The organism is Sphingobium sp. TomTYG72, from assembly GCF_055394715.1.
Map to the genome: position 1 here is coordinate 2,427,761 of NZ_AP027336.1, position 13,924 is coordinate 2,441,684.

At 62.9% G+C, this 13,924-nt stretch carries 17 protein-coding genes; 13 read left to right on the plus strand and 4 right to left on the minus strand.

Annotated elements, in window-relative coordinates; all coding sequences use genetic code 11:
* Window positions 1-37: 37 nt before the first annotated feature.
* Window positions 38-1,108 carry a quinone-dependent dihydroorotate dehydrogenase gene (locus ACZ5U1_RS12050; RefSeq protein WP_464778613.1) on the minus strand — a complete coding sequence of 357 codons (1,071 nt, stop codon included), beginning with the start codon at window positions 1,106-1,108 and terminating at the stop codon, window positions 38-40.
* A gap of 341 nt (window positions 1,109-1,449) precedes the next feature.
* On the opposite strand from ACZ5U1_RS12050, the gene ACZ5U1_RS12055 reads away from it, so the two are divergent.
* The 12 genes from ACZ5U1_RS12055 to ACZ5U1_RS12110 all read left to right on the plus strand — a co-directional run bounded on the left by ACZ5U1_RS12055 (window position 1,450) and on the right by ACZ5U1_RS12110 (window position 9,911).
* A complete protein-coding gene (locus ACZ5U1_RS12055) occupies window positions 1,450-2,394 on the plus strand; it encodes a helix-turn-helix domain-containing protein (RefSeq protein WP_464778614.1) in 945 nt (314 codons plus the stop codon).
* A 113-nt stretch (window positions 2,395-2,507) separates the two neighbouring features.
* A complete protein-coding gene (locus ACZ5U1_RS12060) occupies window positions 2,508-2,951 on the plus strand; it encodes an RrF2 family transcriptional regulator (protein WP_196225020.1) in 444 nt (147 codons plus the stop codon).
* The gene (gene sufB, locus ACZ5U1_RS12065; protein WP_464778615.1) at window positions 2,948-4,432 is read left to right on the plus strand and encodes a Fe-S cluster assembly protein SufB; all 1,485 of its coding nucleotides are present in this window, start codon (window positions 2,948-2,950) and stop codon (window positions 4,430-4,432) included. The genes ACZ5U1_RS12060 and sufB overlap by 4 nt, the downstream gene beginning before the upstream one ends.
* Window positions 4,433-4,548: 116 nt before the next feature.
* Window positions 4,549-4,785 carry a hypothetical protein gene (locus ACZ5U1_RS12070; RefSeq protein ID WP_464778616.1) on the plus strand — a complete coding sequence of 79 codons (237 nt, stop codon included), beginning with the start codon at window positions 4,549-4,551 and terminating at the stop codon, window positions 4,783-4,785.
* 40 nt (window positions 4,786-4,825) lie between these two features.
* Window positions 4,826-5,281, plus strand: coding sequence for a hypothetical protein (locus ACZ5U1_RS12075; RefSeq protein WP_464778617.1), 456 nt, complete (start codon window positions 4,826-4,828; stop codon window positions 5,279-5,281).
* Window positions 5,282-5,284: 3 nt separating this feature from the next.
* Entirely contained in the window at window positions 5,285-6,031 is a 747-nt protein-coding gene (gene sufC / locus ACZ5U1_RS12080) for a Fe-S cluster assembly ATPase SufC (protein ID WP_196225023.1), read from the plus strand.
* Entirely contained in the window at window positions 6,028-6,780 is a 753-nt protein-coding gene (locus ACZ5U1_RS12085; RefSeq protein WP_464778618.1) for a SufD family Fe-S cluster assembly protein, read from the plus strand. Before sufC ends, ACZ5U1_RS12085 begins: the two co-directional genes overlap by 4 nt.
* Window positions 6,777-7,994 carry an aminotransferase class V-fold PLP-dependent enzyme gene (locus ACZ5U1_RS12090; RefSeq protein WP_464778619.1) on the plus strand — a complete coding sequence of 406 codons (1,218 nt, stop codon included), beginning with the start codon at window positions 6,777-6,779 and terminating at the stop codon, window positions 7,992-7,994. The genes ACZ5U1_RS12085 and ACZ5U1_RS12090 overlap by 4 nt, the downstream gene beginning before the upstream one ends.
* Complete coding sequence (locus ACZ5U1_RS12095; protein WP_464778620.1) at window positions 7,991-8,443, plus strand: SUF system Fe-S cluster assembly protein; 453 nt, start codon at window positions 7,991-7,993, stop codon at window positions 8,441-8,443. Before ACZ5U1_RS12090 ends, ACZ5U1_RS12095 begins: the two co-directional genes overlap by 4 nt.
* A 42-nt stretch (window positions 8,444-8,485) precedes the next feature.
* A complete protein-coding gene (locus tag ACZ5U1_RS12100) occupies window positions 8,486-8,848 on the plus strand; it encodes a HesB/IscA family protein (protein ID WP_464778621.1) in 363 nt (120 codons plus the stop codon).
* An 18-nt stretch (window positions 8,849-8,866) separates the two neighbouring features.
* Window positions 8,867-9,673: a Rossmann-fold NAD(P)-binding domain-containing protein gene (locus ACZ5U1_RS12105; RefSeq protein ID WP_464780041.1), complete on the plus strand. Its 807-nt coding sequence runs from the start codon at window positions 8,867-8,869 to the stop codon at window positions 9,671-9,673.
* Between the two features lie 82 nt (window positions 9,674-9,755).
* Window positions 9,756-9,911, plus strand: coding sequence for a hypothetical protein (locus ACZ5U1_RS12110; RefSeq protein ID WP_464778622.1), 156 nt, complete (start codon window positions 9,756-9,758; stop codon window positions 9,909-9,911).
* On the opposite strand, the gene ACZ5U1_RS12115 is transcribed toward ACZ5U1_RS12110, so the two are convergent.
* Window positions 9,908-10,810, minus strand: coding sequence for a DMT family transporter (locus tag ACZ5U1_RS12115; RefSeq protein WP_464778623.1), 903 nt, complete (start codon window positions 10,808-10,810; stop codon window positions 9,908-9,910). The genes ACZ5U1_RS12110 and ACZ5U1_RS12115 overlap by 4 nt on opposite strands.
* Entirely contained in the window at window positions 10,807-11,820 is a 1,014-nt protein-coding gene (locus tag ACZ5U1_RS12120; protein ID WP_464780042.1) for a threonine aldolase family protein, read from the minus strand. The genes ACZ5U1_RS12115 and ACZ5U1_RS12120 overlap by 4 nt, the downstream gene beginning before the upstream one ends.
* A 157-nt stretch (window positions 11,821-11,977) precedes the next feature.
* Between ACZ5U1_RS12120 and ACZ5U1_RS12125 the strand changes: the two genes are divergently transcribed.
* Window positions 11,978-13,069 (plus strand): branched-chain amino acid aminotransferase, encoded by a 1,092-nt coding sequence (locus ACZ5U1_RS12125; RefSeq protein ID WP_464778624.1) that lies wholly within the window; start codon window positions 11,978-11,980, stop codon window positions 13,067-13,069.
* Between the two features lie 13 nt (window positions 13,070-13,082).
* On the opposite strand, the gene ACZ5U1_RS12130 is transcribed toward ACZ5U1_RS12125, so the two are convergent.
* Window positions 13,083-13,840 (minus strand): IS5 family transposase gene (locus tag ACZ5U1_RS12130; RefSeq protein WP_464778136.1). Its coding sequence is split into 2 segments (ribosomal slippage): window positions 13,083-13,522 and window positions 13,522-13,840, totalling 759 coding nucleotides; the frame shifts between segments, so codons are not numbered across the junction.
* Between the last annotated feature and the right edge of the window lie 84 nt (window positions 13,841-13,924).

Consider the following 13,924-nt stretch of genomic DNA (forward strand, 5'->3'; position numbering starts at 1 on the left):
CCAGGCCGCCGCAAGCCCCTGAGATCACCCGTCGAGATCAGCTATCGATGCCGATGACCTGGCTGATATGCGTGAAGCCATCCCGCGCCATCAGCTTTTTCAGCCCCGCATTGATGCGCCAGGCGAGATACGGCCCTTCATAGACAAGCGCGCTGTATAGCTGGATCAGGCTCGCCCCCGCGCGGAGCCGGGCATAGGCCTGTTCCGCATTGCCGATGCCGCCAACGCCGATCAAGGGCAGGCGCGCACCCAATACCCGGCGGAAATCGCACAGCCGCTGAAGCGACAGATCGGTGAGCGGCGCGCCTGACAATCCCCCGCTTTCATTGGCATGGACCGATCGGAGCGGGGGCCGCGAAATGGTGGTGTTGGACACGATCAACGCGTCCACCCCGTGATCGAGGCAAGCGGCGGCGATGTCCTCGACATCCTCGGGCTCCAGATCGGGTGCGACCTTCAGGAAGACGGGCGGCAGGTGACTCCCGTCCCGGCCCCCATTTACGCGGCGCGCGGCCATGACGGCGCCCAGCAACTGGTCCAGCGCTGCCCTGTCCTGCAAGGCGCGCAATCCCGGCGTGTTGGGGGATGAGATGTTGACCGTCAGATAATCGGCGAGCGGCGCCATGCAGGTGATGCCGGTGACATAATCGGCGATGCGGTCGGTCGCGTCCTTGTTCGCGCCGATATTGATGCCGACGATCGGTGCAGACCCCTCGCTTACAGGACGGCGGCGCTTGGCAACGCGCTCTGCCGCCGCCGCTAGCCCGCCATTGTTGAAACCCATGCGGTTGATAACCGCGCGATCCTCGACAAGACGGAACAGTCGAGGCTTGGGATTACCCGCCTGCGGCATCGGGGTGAGCGTTCCGAGTTCGGTAAACCCAAAGCCCAATCCATGCATCTTGTGCGCCACCAGCCCTTCCTTGTCATAGCCGGCAGCCAGTCCGACCGGATTGGGAAAGCGGATGCCCGCCACCGTTTGGGCCAGCGCGGCGTCCGGTGCGGGTGGAGGGGAAGCGGGCATCAAGCGGAGCAGCATGACCGAAAGATGATGCGCGCGTTCTGCATCGAGCGCGAAGAAAAGCGGGCGGACGAGGCGGTAAGACATGGGGCGCCTATGCCATTGCCGCAGGCCGCCGTCGAGTCGCTGTGACAATAGCGCAACAGTTGATCGATAACGATAATTTCTGCTGCAAAATCATTCATATTAGTCCCGATTCAAGTCGCGAGATGTCCGATCCATCCAATCAACCGAGTCCGATTCGGACTTATGAAAGTGCTGCGACCCGAAGGCTCTTGGCCATTATTGGCTGACGAGACCTTTTACTGACCCGGCGGGTAAAACCGCCGGGTCATTTTTTTCGAAGCGGTTCGAAAAAAATGACCCGGGCCTCAGTATCTCTCTTGCGCGGGAACAAAGAAGCTTCATAGTACACCTACGGGGTGATTATGGGGCCGCATCGCGACAGTGCGTCCGGGGGGATGCCGGATGGAAGGGAAAAGGTCGGAGACCTACCGCTTTCCTATATGGTGGAAGCGGCTCAAGGCCCGGTTCGGCTAAGCTATTTCGCGCCGCCCGAACATCTGCGGGCCTATTTCGGGTCGGTTTACCTCTTCACCGAAAGCGCGGAGCGCTATCTGGACGTGACGCGTGCCGATGTTCCCCAGTTACGGTTCATGTTGCAGGGGTCGGGCAGCTATCATTTCCATGACGGAACAGTGGCCCCCACGCCGGAGATATGTCTGTTAGGCCCGACGCTGGGCGCGACACGGTTCGAACTGGATGGACCGTCTTGCGTCGTGGGCGTGTCGCTGCTCCCGGCCGGTTGGGTCAGCCTGGATGGCGGCGATGCCAGTGCGCTTGCCGACGGCGTGCGGGACATGACCCCTGAGAAAAAGGGAGCAATGGCCGCGCTTCATGCCAGCCTGGCCGACATGCACGACCCGGAAACCATAGCTGCCCATTGCTGGTCGGTTCTGGAACAATGGGTAAAACCCCTGCCGGTTACGACCTGGCAATTGCTGGAGGCAGTGGACACGTGGCTGATGGGGGAAGGATCGCCCCGGATCGAAGCGCTGGTGGAGGCAACGGGATTGTCGCCGCGCCAGCTCGCACGGTTGACCAATCGTTATTATGGCTGCCCGCCCAAGCTGCTGGCACGAAAATATCGGGCGCTGCGATGCAGTGCGCGCATCGCGCTGGACCAGCATAGCTGGCAGGAATTGTGCGAGGATGGCCGCTTCTACGATCAGTCGCACTTCATCCGCGAGATCAAGCATTTCATCGGCTTGACCCCGCACCAGTTGCAGACCGAACCGACGGCAGTGGCACAGCTTACCCTGCTGCGGCGCTCGCTGGGTGGGGACGTGGCGGTGCTAAACCGTTTCAGCTGAGACGAGCAGACTCATAGAAATGGCTTGATTCCACGCGCCCGCGCGACCACATGCGCAATCGGATTGATTCGATCCGATTTGAGAATGGTTCGCAACCGGGACGCTTGGCCAGAATGAGGCTTTCTAGTTTCGCAGATTATGCCGTGGTGCTGATGTCGGCCGCTGCGCGTCATTGCGGAGCGGGAGCTGGGCTTGACCCTGCGACCAACAAACATGTGAAGATGAATGCCACGACGCTTGCCAGCGAAACCGGCATCCCACTGCCCACCGCGCAAAAGCTGGTGAGCCGTCTCTCGGCTGCGGGGCTGCTGGAATCGAGTCGCGGAACGGGCGGCGGCGTGCGGCTTGCGCGCCCTGCGGCGGCAATCACCCTGGTGGATGTCGTGGAAGCGGTGGAAGGTCCGATCGCCATGACCGCCTGCGCCGAACAGGGCGCCCATGATTGCACGCTGGAACATGGCTGCCGCGTGCGACCGCACATGAATGTCGCGAACAATGCGATACGATCGGCCTTGGCCGGGGTGACGATCGCCAGTTTGACCCGAGAAATGGCATGACTGAAGAAGCTACGACCATCCGCAACCTTGAAGCACATGAGGCCGCCGAGCGCGCCTCTGCCTACGAGCATGGCTGGTCATCCGCCATCGAGCAGGACTTCGCGCCCAAGGGGCTTAACGAAGATACCGTCCGCTTCATTTCCGCCAAGAAGCAGGAGCCGGAATGGCTGCTGGAATGGCGGCTGAAGGCCTTTGCCATGTGGCAGAAGATGGAATCCCCGGATTGGGCCAAGCTCAATATCCCGCCGATCGACTATCAGGACGCCTATTATTACGCCGAGCCGAAAAAGAAGGCGGAGCTGGACTCGCTGGACCAGGTCGATCCGGAGATCCTCGCCACTTATGAAAAGCTGGGCATCCCCATCGCCGAGCAGGAGATGCTGGCTGGAGTAAAGGGTAGCCGCAAGGTCGCGGTCGACGCCGTGTTCGACTCCGTGTCCGTCGCCACCACCTTCCGCAAGGAACTGGAGGAAGCGGGCGTCATCTTCCGCTCGATCAGCGAAGCGGTGCGCGAATATCCCGACCTCGTGAAGAAGTGGCTCGGCAAGGTCGTGCCGATGCACGATAATTATTTCTCGACGCTCAACTGTGCGGTCTTCTCCGACGGCACCTTCGTCTACATCCCCAAGGGGGTGCGCTGCCCGATGGAGCTTTCCACCTATTTCCGCATCAACGCGGAGAATACAGGGCAGTTCGAACGCACGCTGATCGTCGCGGACGAGGGCAGTTATGTGAGCTATCTCGAAGGCTGCACCGCGCCGATGCGGGACGAGAATCAGCTTCACGCCGCTGTGGTCGAGTTGGTCGCGTTGGACGATGCGGAGATCAAGTACAGCACCGTCCAGAACTGGTATCCCGGTGACGAGAATGGCAAGGGCGGCATCTATAATTTCGTGACCAAGCGGGCGCTCTGTCAGGGGCGGAATTCGAAAGTCAGCTGGACGCAGGTGGAAACCGGCTCCGCCATCACCTGGAAATATCCCAGCTGCGTGCTGAATGGTGAGAATAGCGTCGGTGAGTTCTACTCGGTGGCGCTGACCAACAACATGCAGCAGGCCGATACCGGCACCAAGATGATCCATAATGGCAAGGGGTCGCGCTCGACCATCGTGTCGAAGGGGATTTCGGCGGGTCGCTCGAACAATACCTATCGTGGACTGGTGCGCGTCGCGCCGGGCGCGGAGGGCGTGCGCAACTTCACCCAGTGCGACAGCCTGCTGCTCGGCGACCAGTGCGGCGCGCATACCGTGCCCTATATCGAGGTGCGCAATCCCTCGGCACAGATCGAGCATGAGGCTACGACCAGCAAGATCAGCGACGACCAGCTATTCTACGCAATGCAGCGCGGACTGGATCAGGAAAGCGCCGTGTCGTTGATCGTGAACGGCTTCGCTAAAGAGGTGCTGCAACAGCTGCCGATGGAGTTTGCGGTTGAGGCGCAGAAGTTGCTGGGGATCAGCCTGGAAGGCAGCGTGGGGTGATTGATCGCGTGGCGCTCTCCCTCGCTTCGTTGGGGTTGGTTACCGGCTGTGCCTCCGGTGCTGACCGTTGGCGAGCTTTATCGACGAAGGGGCTGCTCACAGATTGGGCCGCCTGTATGGCAGGTCCGGGATATGACGCTTGGTCGCATGCTGGCATGGAAGCTGCTGTTGCTCGTCAGGAGGGCGCTACCCCGTACAGCGACGGCACGCTCCTGAACATGGCCATGGCGACATGCGAGCCGCATGGCGGGACTGCGCTGGCGGCACTTTCCGCTGCCGATCGCAAGAAATTAAATGAGGACACGGAGCAATATCTGGGCAGCCGTCTAACGGCGGAAAGTCGGGCGCGCTGATACAGCTGCCCTGCCACGCTACTTATTAGAGGACTGAAACTTGAGCGACGAAGACGATATTCAGGATGCCCTCGCCGATTTCGCGGAGGATGTCGGCAATGGTCAGGCATGGACCGCAGCGATCCGGATCCTGACTGAAGATTATGAGCTGGAAGAGGGCGAGCTTCAGACCCGCGCCGCCAAGGATTTCGGCGACCTTGACGCCTATCAGGCCGAATGCCGCGCCGCGCTGGAGAAGGGCGACGTCGCCTTCACCGAGAAGCTGAGGACCGACAAGGCATTTCACAAAGCGAAGGCCCCCAACCTCGCCCGCATGGGTCCGGTGACAGAGTTCGTGACCGGACTGTTGGAAAAGGGTTCGCCCGAGCCGGGCGCCGACTGGTGGCCCTATATGCCGATCAAGCGCCATATCGACACGCTGTTTCCCGCGCCGGGCGATGTGCGCGACATGGCCTTCTGGACCGCGCGGACGCTTCAGCGCACGCACAAGGGATAACCAATGCTGACGATTGAGAATCTGACCAACGAAATCGACGGCAAAGCGATCTTGAAGGGCCTCTCGCTTTCCATCAAGGCGGGCGAAATCCATGCGATCATGGGGCCGAACGGCGCGGGCAAATCCACGCTGGCCTATACGCTCGGCGGCCGTCCGAACTATGAAGTGACCGGCGGCACGGCCTCTCTGGACGGTGTGAACTTGTTCAGCATGGACCCGCATGAGCGCGCCGCTGCTGGCCTGTTCCTGGGCTTCCAGTACCCCGTCGAAATTCCCGGCGTGTCCAACCTCCAGTTCCTGCGCGAAAGCCTCAATTCGCAGCGCCGCGCGCGCGGGGAGAAGGAATTGAACGGCGGCGAGTTCATCAAGCTCGCCAAGGAAAAGGCGGCGCTGCTCGGCCTTGATATGGAGATGCTGAAGCGTCCGGTGAATGTCGGCTTTTCGGGCGGCGAGAAGAAGCGCGCGGAAATGGTGCAGATGGGTATCCTCGATCCCAAGCTGGCGATCCTCGACGAAACGGACTCCGGCCTCGACATCGACGCACTCAAGATCGTGGGCGCGGGCATCAACGCCATCATGCGCAAGCCTGACAAGGCGGTGCTGCTGATCACCCACTATCAGCGCCTGCTCGATTATGTGAAGCCGGACTATGTCCATGTGTTGGCTGGCGGCCGGATCGTAAAGTCGGGCGGCCCCGAACTCGCGCTGGAACTGGAGCGCGAAGGCTATGCGGAGGTGGTTGCGGCGTGACGACGCTCACCCTTCCCACGCGCAAGGCGGAAGAATGGCGCTACAGCGATCTGGAAGCTGTGGCCACCATCTGGCCGACGCCCGCGCCGACGCGGATCGATGTTGCGACCGGACAAACCTCCCGCCACCATCTGTTGCAGGATGCGACCGAAGGCGCGGCGGCCGTGCATGATTATGTCATCACCATCGCGGACGGCGCGCGCTGCGATTTTCATGTGCTCAACATCGGCGGGAAGCTGGGTCGCGTGACCTTCGCGGTGACGCTGGGCAAGGGGAGCCATTTCGAACTGAACGGCGCGATCATCGGCGGCGGGGATCAGGTGCTGGAGATCATCACCAAAGTCACCCATGCCGAGCCGGACGCGACCAGCGGGCAGACGATCCGCTCGATCCTCGGCCAACGCGCAACGGGCAGCTATCTCGGCTCCATCAACGTCGCGCGTGATGCGCAGCGGACGGACGCTTTCCAGTCGGTAAAGGCCATGTTGCTCGACCGCACCGCCACGGCCAATGCCAAGCCGGAACTCGAAATCTACGCCGACGACGTGAAATGCGCCCATGGCGCGACCGTGGGCGAGTTGGATCGCCAGGCGCTGTTCTATATGGCGAGTCGCGGCATGGACCCGGCAACGGCCAAAACGCTGCTGTTGAAGGCGTTCGTCGCTGGCGTGTTCGACGACGTGGCTGATGAGGCGGTCAAGGACAGCCTCGAAGCCGCTGCGCTCGCCAAGCTGGAGACGCTGGTATGACCGACCAGACCCAACAGCCGAACGGCGTTTTGCGGTTGCGGGATGACTTCCCCGGTGTCGGCAACTGGCACTATCTGGACAGCGCCGCCACCGCGCAGAAGCCCAACGCCGTAATCGACGCCATCGCGCGTGCCTATGGCCCCGACTATGCGACTGTCCATCGCGGCGTCTATGAGCGCTCCGCCAACATGACGCTCGCCTATGAAGCCGCCCGCCGCAAGGTCGCTCAGTTCATCGGCGCCGCGTCCGACAGCGAGATCATCTACGTTCGTGGCGCGACCGAGGGCATCAATCTTGTCGCGCATAGCTGGGCAGGCACGCAGCTGAAGGCGGGCGACCGCATCCTGCTCTCCATGCTGGAGCATCACAGCAACATCGTGCCTTGGCAGATCGTCGCCGAACGCGTCGGTGCGCAGATCGACGTCGTGCCGCTCACCGCCGACGGCCAGATCGACCTCGACGCCATGCAGGCGATGATCACGCCCGCGCACAAGATGGTCGCGCTCGCCCATGTGTCGAACGTCCTGGGCAGCGTCCTCGACGTCCGCCGTGCGGTTGACATCGCGCACAGCGTTGGCGCCAAAATCCTGATCGACGGCTGCCAGGCCGTGCCGCGCCTTGCCGTGGATGTGCAGGCGCTCGGTTGTGATTTCTACGTCTTTTCCGCGCACAAGCTCTACGGCCCGACCGGCATCGGCGTGCTGTGGGGCCGCAAGGAATTGCTCGACGCCATGCCGCCCTATCAGGGTGGCGGGTCGATGATCGACAAGGTGACGTTCGAGAAGACCACCTACGCCCCTGCGCCAACCCGGTTCGAAGCGGGGACGCCGCATATCACCGGCGTGGTCGGACTGTCCGCCGCAATCGACTATGTGCAGGCGATCGGGCTCGACGCGATCCACGCCCATGAATGCATGCTGGTGGCCAAGGCGCGGGCGGCGCTGGAGAGCCTGAACAGCGTGCGCGTTTTTGGCCCGGAGGACAGCGCGGGCATCCTCTCCTTCGAAGTCGAGGGGGTGCATCCGCATGATGTCGGCACCATATTGGACGAAACGGGTGTTGCGATCCGCGCCGGGCATCATTGTGCTCAGCCGCTGATGCGCCATTTGGGCGTCGAAGCGACGGCGCGGGCCAGCTTCGGCATCTATAGCGACGAAGGCGACGTGGACGCGCTGGTCAAAGGCATTGAGCGAGTGAGGAAGATCTTCGGATGAGCGAAGAGCGGAAGATATTGGTGGAAGAAGTCGAAGCGGTGGATACGCCGCCCAAGGCGCGCGTGGATGATGAGCCTCGCCAGCGCGACTATCTCGACGGCTTCCTCGCACAGAAGCCCGCCCAAACGCCTGTCGGTGAGCCGGGCGGCAGCCTCTATGACGGCGTCATCGATGCGCTGAAGGAAATTTACGACCCGGAAATTCCGGTGAACATCTATGACCTCGGCCTGATCTACGGCGTCGATGTCACCGAGGACGGCCATGTCGTCGTCACGATGACGCTCACCACGCCGCATTGTCCGGTGGCCGAATCCATGCCGGGTGAAGTCGAACTGCGCGTCGGCGCGGTGCCGGGCGTGGGTGATGCGCAGGTCAATCTGGTCTGGGACCCGCCATGGGACCCGCAGAAGATGAGCGACGAGGCCAAGCTCGAACTAGGGATGCTCTAACCATCTCCCCTCCCGCAGGCGGGAGGAGAGAAGAGGAACAACATGACCGAGACGACCACCAAGACCCGCGCTCGTCCCGTCGCCGTCATCCTGACGCCGAACGCGGAAGCGCGCATCGCCGATTTGATGCATCAGGCGCCCGAGGGAGCGATCGGCGTCAAGCTTTCGACCCCGCGCCGGGGCTGCTCGGGCCTCGCCTATTCGGTCGATTATGTGACCGAGGAAGCCAAGTTCGACGAAAAGATCGAGACGCCGGGCGGCACCTTCTACATCGATGGCGCGTCGGTTCTGTATCTCGTCGGATCGACGATGGATTGGGTGGAGGACGACTTCACCGCCGGGTTCGTCTTCAACAATCCTAACGCCAAGGGTAGCTGCGGCTGCGGCGAAAGCTTCACGGTCTAGTTCCGGAGGGTCCCCGCCATCCCCCACATGCTGATCCTTGGCATGGGCTACACCGCCTCCCGCCTCGCCGCTCGCCTGCGCCACGAGGGCTGGGAGGTGACAGGCGTCCGCCGGGCCGCCGATGCCGATTCACTCGCCTTCGATGACGACGATGCCGTGCGCGCCAGCATCGGCAACGCGACCCACATTCTCTCCTCTGTCCCGCCGGAAGGGGAGGCCGACCCGGTCCTCACCCGCTACGGCACGGCCATCGTCGGCGCCCCGGCCCTCTGGAGCGGTTATTTATCCTCGACCGGTGTCTATGGCGACGCTGCGGGCGCTTGGGTGGACGAAGCGAGCCCCATCGGCTCGGGCCGCCGCGCGGCGCGAGTGCAAGCGGACAGCGACTGGCGCGCCCTTCGCGAGGACATGCGCTGTTTCCGCCTGCCCGGCATCTATGGTCCCGGCCGTTCCGCGATCGAGCGCGTGCGCGAAGGCAAGGCGCACCGCATAGACCTGCCCGATCAGATTTTCAGCCGCGCCCATGTCGATGACATTGTGAGCGGCATCATCGCTTCGTTCGACGGACCGCCGGGCACCTATAATCTGGCCGACGACCTGCCGTGCGCGCAGAATCGGCTGATCGAAGCGGCCTGCGCCATGCTGGACGCACCGCTGCCGCCGCTGCTGACGCTGGAGGAAGCGCGGCTGTCCCCCATGGCACTATCCTTCTATGCGGAAAATCGGCGGGTGGCGAACGGTCGGGCCAAGCGGCTGCTGAGCTGGGCGCCGCGCTACCCCACCTATCGCGAAGGCCTTGCCGCCTGCCTTGCCGGGGCGGAATGACTCGGGTCGCCGCATCGCTTACGCGGCGTTAACCAAAGAGCCCCATGGATGGTCCCACAGCTTACGCCAAGGACTTCTCGCCATGGAACGGATCGACCGCAACTTCGCCGCACTCAGCCAGCGCATGAGCCGCCTGGCGATGCCCGAAGCCGCAGCGCCCGCGCCCCAATCGCTTGCCAGCCTGATCGACCGGGTGAATGCGGCGAAGCGCGGTTACGAGCCTGGCCTTCGCCGTTAAGTCACCTTCGCCCGCAACGCGATCACCATGCCAGCCACCGCCAGCACTGCGCCTGCGACACTCAGCGTAGACCAGCGGTAATCCTCGAACAGCGTGGAAATCAGCATGGCGATAACGGGAATAAGCACGCTGCTATAAGCGGCTCGCCCCGGCCCCACCCGCTGGATAAGCTGGAAATAGAGCGGGAAGGTCACCACCGACCCCGCAATGCCTAGCCAGGCTATGCCAAACAGATAACCCGCGCGCCATTCGATCACCGGCGGTCCCACGGTCGCCCAAGCATAAGTTGCGTCAACTGCGCTGCCGATCAACATCCCCCAACTGAGTACCGCCGCCATGGGCAAGCGTCGGGCGATCTGCATACCCTGCATGACGTTCGCCGTGGATGCGCTGAGCAGCCCCGCGATGCTGAGCGCGATGCCGACTAGTACGGCTTCGGCCGACACCGGTGCAGCCCGATATTCGCGCAGCAGCAAAAGCATGATGCCAGCGATCGCGACCAGCGAGCCCAGGGCGAAGGCGCGGCTGACAGGCTGGCGAAAGGCGAACCACGCGAGGATGCTGTTGGGGATCAGCAGCAGCGCATAGACCGTCGCGACGACGCCGGAGGTCAGATAATGTTCTGCCCGATAGACGAAGTTGAAATTGAGCACGAACTGCGCGACGCCCAATGCGCCCGCAAAGGCGATCCCGGCCGGTGGCAGACGCAATGGCACTCGGCGGATCATCGCGAACAGCGCCATGCCCGCCGCGCCCAGCAGAAATCGGTAGCAGACCGACCAACTCGGCGGCACCGCGCCCAACTGATCGCGGATGACGATCCAGGTCGAACTCCAGATCAGCGTGACCAGTAGGAATGGCAGGATGACGCCGCCCCGCGCGTCCGACGATCCGCTCATGCCAGAGCCTTAAGGGCGTCTGCGAATGGCTGGACCGACGCAGGATCCTGCGCCCAATTGGTGACAAGGCGCGCGGCGCCTTCACCCCAGTCGTAAAAGTCGAAGCCCTGCGCGCGCAAACCTGTGGCCTCGGCAGGGGAGAGGCGGATGAACAGCTCGTTGGCCTCCACGGGATGGAGCAGTCGGTCGGGCGCAGCCTGCGCCAGAGCGGCAGCGGCGGCATTGGCGGCACGGGCGTTGGTAAGCCACAGATCATCCTCCAGCATCGCCAATATCTGCGCGGCAAGGTAGCGACCCTTGGACAGCAGATGACCGCCGCGCTTGCGCCATCGTGCCGCTTCGGTCGCCCGCGCATCCGCCCGCGGACCAAAGAAGAGCAGCGCTTCACCCACCATACCGCCATTCTTGACGCAGCCGAACGTCAGGACATCGACGCCAGCCCGCCAAGACACATCACCCGGATGGCATCCCAGATGCGCCACGGCATTGGCAAAGCGGGCGCCGTCCATGTGCAGGCCAAGATCATGGCCCCGCGCCACATCCCCGATCGCGGCGACCTCTGCTGGCGTATAGACCCGGCCATATTCGCTCGCCTGAGTGATGCTGATCGCGCGAGCGGGGATCTGGTGCACGTCTGGCCGGATCGCTTTCAACCGCTCGATCAGCAGTTCGGGGGAGAGCTTCGCGCCATCTCCCGACAAACTCATCAGGCTCGCGCCATGGGTGTAGAAGCCGGGCGCTCCGCATTCGTCCACCACGATATGCGATTCTTCATGGGCCAAGATGCCGCCATAGGGTGGGCAGAGGCCGGCTAGCGCGATGCTGTTCGCCGCCGTGCCGGTCGTCACCCACAGTGCGCGAACCGGGGTGCCGAACAGGCCCGAGAAGGCGCCATCCATCCGCGCGGTCCACGCGTCGCAATCGTAGCCATGATCGGCGACATCAGCCGTTGCCATCGCCGCCATGACCTGTGGGTTAACCGGTGTCGCATTGTCCGAGAAGAAGTGCATGGCTGCGGCATAAGCGCACCGCTGCCTTGCGCCAAGATGCCAGCAGGTGGCGAGCGGCCCTTTCGAAACCGCAACAAATTGGTCAGTAATCATGACCCATTGTTTCGGCCAGCCGTTTGTGACATAGGCGGCCGGTCCTACTAGAGGAGCATTGATCATGGACGTCCAGCAGAAGTCGCGCTTTACCGTCAACCCGAGCAGCAAGGCTGTATCGGCTGACCAGCGCGCGGTATTGCTGGAGGATCCCGGTTTCGGCCGCTTATTCACCGATCATATGGTGACAATCCGCTACACCGAGGGGCAGGGATGGCACAGCCATGCCGTCGGCCCGCGTGAGCCGTTCCAGCTCGATCCTGCCTGCGCCGTGCTGCATTATGCGCAGGAAATCTTCGAAGGCATGAAGGCCTACCGGCTTGAGGACGGCAGCATCGCCATGTTCCGGCCGGAAGAAAATGCCCGCCGCTTCGCCGAATCGGCGGAACGCATGGCGATGCCCGTCTTGCCCGAAGACATCTTCATGGAAGCGGTCGAGGAACTGGTGAAGATCGACGCCGCGTGGATACCCAGCGGCGAAGGCAGCCTGTATCTGCGCCCCTTCATGTTCGCGAGCGAGAGCTTTCTGGGCGTCCGCCCGGCGGCGGAATATATCTTCTGCGTCATTGCTTCGCCCGCAGGGGCCTATTTCAAGGGTGGCAAGAAGGCCGTCACGCTTTGGGTGTCGGAACATTATACCCGCGCGGCGAAGGGCGGCACGGGCGCGGCCAAGTGCGGCGGCAATTATGCCGCGAGCCTGGTCGCCCAGTCCGAGGCGACCAGGCATGGCTGCGATCAGGTCGTTTTCCTTGACGCCGCCGAGCATAAGTGGGTCGAGGAACTGGGCGGCATGAACGTCTTCTTCGTTATGGACGACGGGTCGATCGTGACCCCGCCGCTGTCGGGCACGATCCTTCCCGGCATCACCCGCAACAGCATCATCACCCTCGCCCGCGCCAAGGGGCATGATGTGCGCGAAGAACCCTATAGCTTTGCGCAGTGGCGCGACGATGCGGCCAGCGGCAAGCTTCGCGAGGCGTTCGCCTGCGGCACCGCTGCGGTCGTGACGGCGATCGGCACGGTCAAGAGCGTCGATGGCGACTTCACCATCGGCAATGGCGACGGCGGCATCGTGACCGAAGCCCTGCGCGCCGAGCTGACCGGCATTCAGCGCGGGACGGTGGCGGACCCCGCTGGTTGGGTGCGCAAGCTCTAGGCGCCGTCTGCATTCACCGTATCCAGATCATGGCGCATGCGAGATGGACGAAGCCCATGAAGGCTGAGATGGTTTTCTCGCATCGTAAGGCGATCCTACGGAAGCGTTTGAGTTTGTTGAAGAAGCATTCGACCTGATGGCGCTCCTTGTAGAGCCTCCAGTCAATGGGCGGCGCGACAGCGCGGCTGGGATTGGCCTTGATTTGAGCGGTTGCGCCGAGTTCACCGGCGATGAAGGCGCGTAGCGGATCGGCGTCATAGGCGGCATCGGCAATGACATGATCAACGTCCTTGAGCCCGGCCAGGAGGGACTGGGCCTGCGGGCAATCGCCATATTGCCCCGGCGTTGGATGGATGCGCAGCGGCAGGCCGATCGCATCGACCACGGCATGCAATTTGGTTGTCAGCCCGCCACGCGAACGACCGATGGCGGCACTTTGAGCCCCCCTTTTGCGCCCGCCGCGTCGGCGTGGACCTTTGAGATCGTGCTGTCGATCATGACATACTCAAAGTCGGGCGTATCGGCCATGGCATGGAAAAGCTCTTCCCACACGCCATTGTGAGACCAGCGGCGAAAGCGGGCATGCACCCCCGTCCACTTCCCGAAAACCTCAGGAAGATCCCGCCAATGCGCTGCGTTGCCCGCCATCCACAAGATCGCATCGACAAACAACCGGTTATCCACTCCGCTCCGGCCCGGCATGCCAGATCGCCCGGGAAGATGCCCTTTGATCCGCTCCCACTGGTCGTCCGTCAGTGCACGTCTGCTCAATGATCGTCTCCTTCGACAACCTTGAATCAGAACTTCAACTCAATGGGAATCCTGTGAATGCAGACAGCGCCTAAGGCGGCGAAC

Bases quoted from the DNA above. Each gene is read 5' to 3' on its own strand.
- ACZ5U1_RS12050 (WP_464778613.1), bottom strand. From the start codon at position 1,108: ATGTCTTACCGCCTCGTCCGCCCGCTTTTCTTCGCGCTCGATGCAGAA.
- ACZ5U1_RS12055 (WP_464778614.1), top strand. From the start codon at position 1,450: ATGGGGCCGCATCGCGACAGTGCGTCCGGGGGGATGCCGGATGGAAGG.
- ACZ5U1_RS12060 (WP_196225020.1), top strand. From the start codon at position 2,508: ATGAGGCTTTCTAGTTTCGCAGATTATGCCGTGGTGCTGATGTCGGCC.
- sufB (WP_464778615.1), top strand. From the start codon at position 2,948: ATGACTGAAGAAGCTACGACCATCCGCAACCTTGAAGCACATGAGGCC.
- ACZ5U1_RS12070 (WP_464778616.1), top strand. From the start codon at position 4,549: ATGGCAGGTCCGGGATATGACGCTTGGTCGCATGCTGGCATGGAAGCT.
- sufC (WP_196225023.1), top strand. From the start codon at position 5,285: ATGCTGACGATTGAGAATCTGACCAACGAAATCGACGGCAAAGCGATC.
- ACZ5U1_RS12090 (WP_464778619.1), top strand. From the start codon at position 6,777: ATGACCGACCAGACCCAACAGCCGAACGGCGTTTTGCGGTTGCGGGAT.
- ACZ5U1_RS12095 (WP_464778620.1), top strand. From the start codon at position 7,991: ATGAGCGAAGAGCGGAAGATATTGGTGGAAGAAGTCGAAGCGGTGGAT.
- ACZ5U1_RS12100 (WP_464778621.1), top strand. From the start codon at position 8,486: ATGACCGAGACGACCACCAAGACCCGCGCTCGTCCCGTCGCCGTCATC.
- ACZ5U1_RS12110 (WP_464778622.1), top strand. From the start codon at position 9,756: ATGGAACGGATCGACCGCAACTTCGCCGCACTCAGCCAGCGCATGAGC.
- ACZ5U1_RS12115 (WP_464778623.1), bottom strand. From the start codon at position 10,810: ATGAGCGGATCGTCGGACGCGCGGGGCGGCGTCATCCTGCCATTCCTA.
- ACZ5U1_RS12120 (WP_464780042.1), bottom strand. From the start codon at position 11,820: ATGCACTTCTTCTCGGACAATGCGACACCGGTTAACCCACAGGTCATG.
- ACZ5U1_RS12125 (WP_464778624.1), top strand. From the start codon at position 11,978: ATGGACGTCCAGCAGAAGTCGCGCTTTACCGTCAACCCGAGCAGCAAG.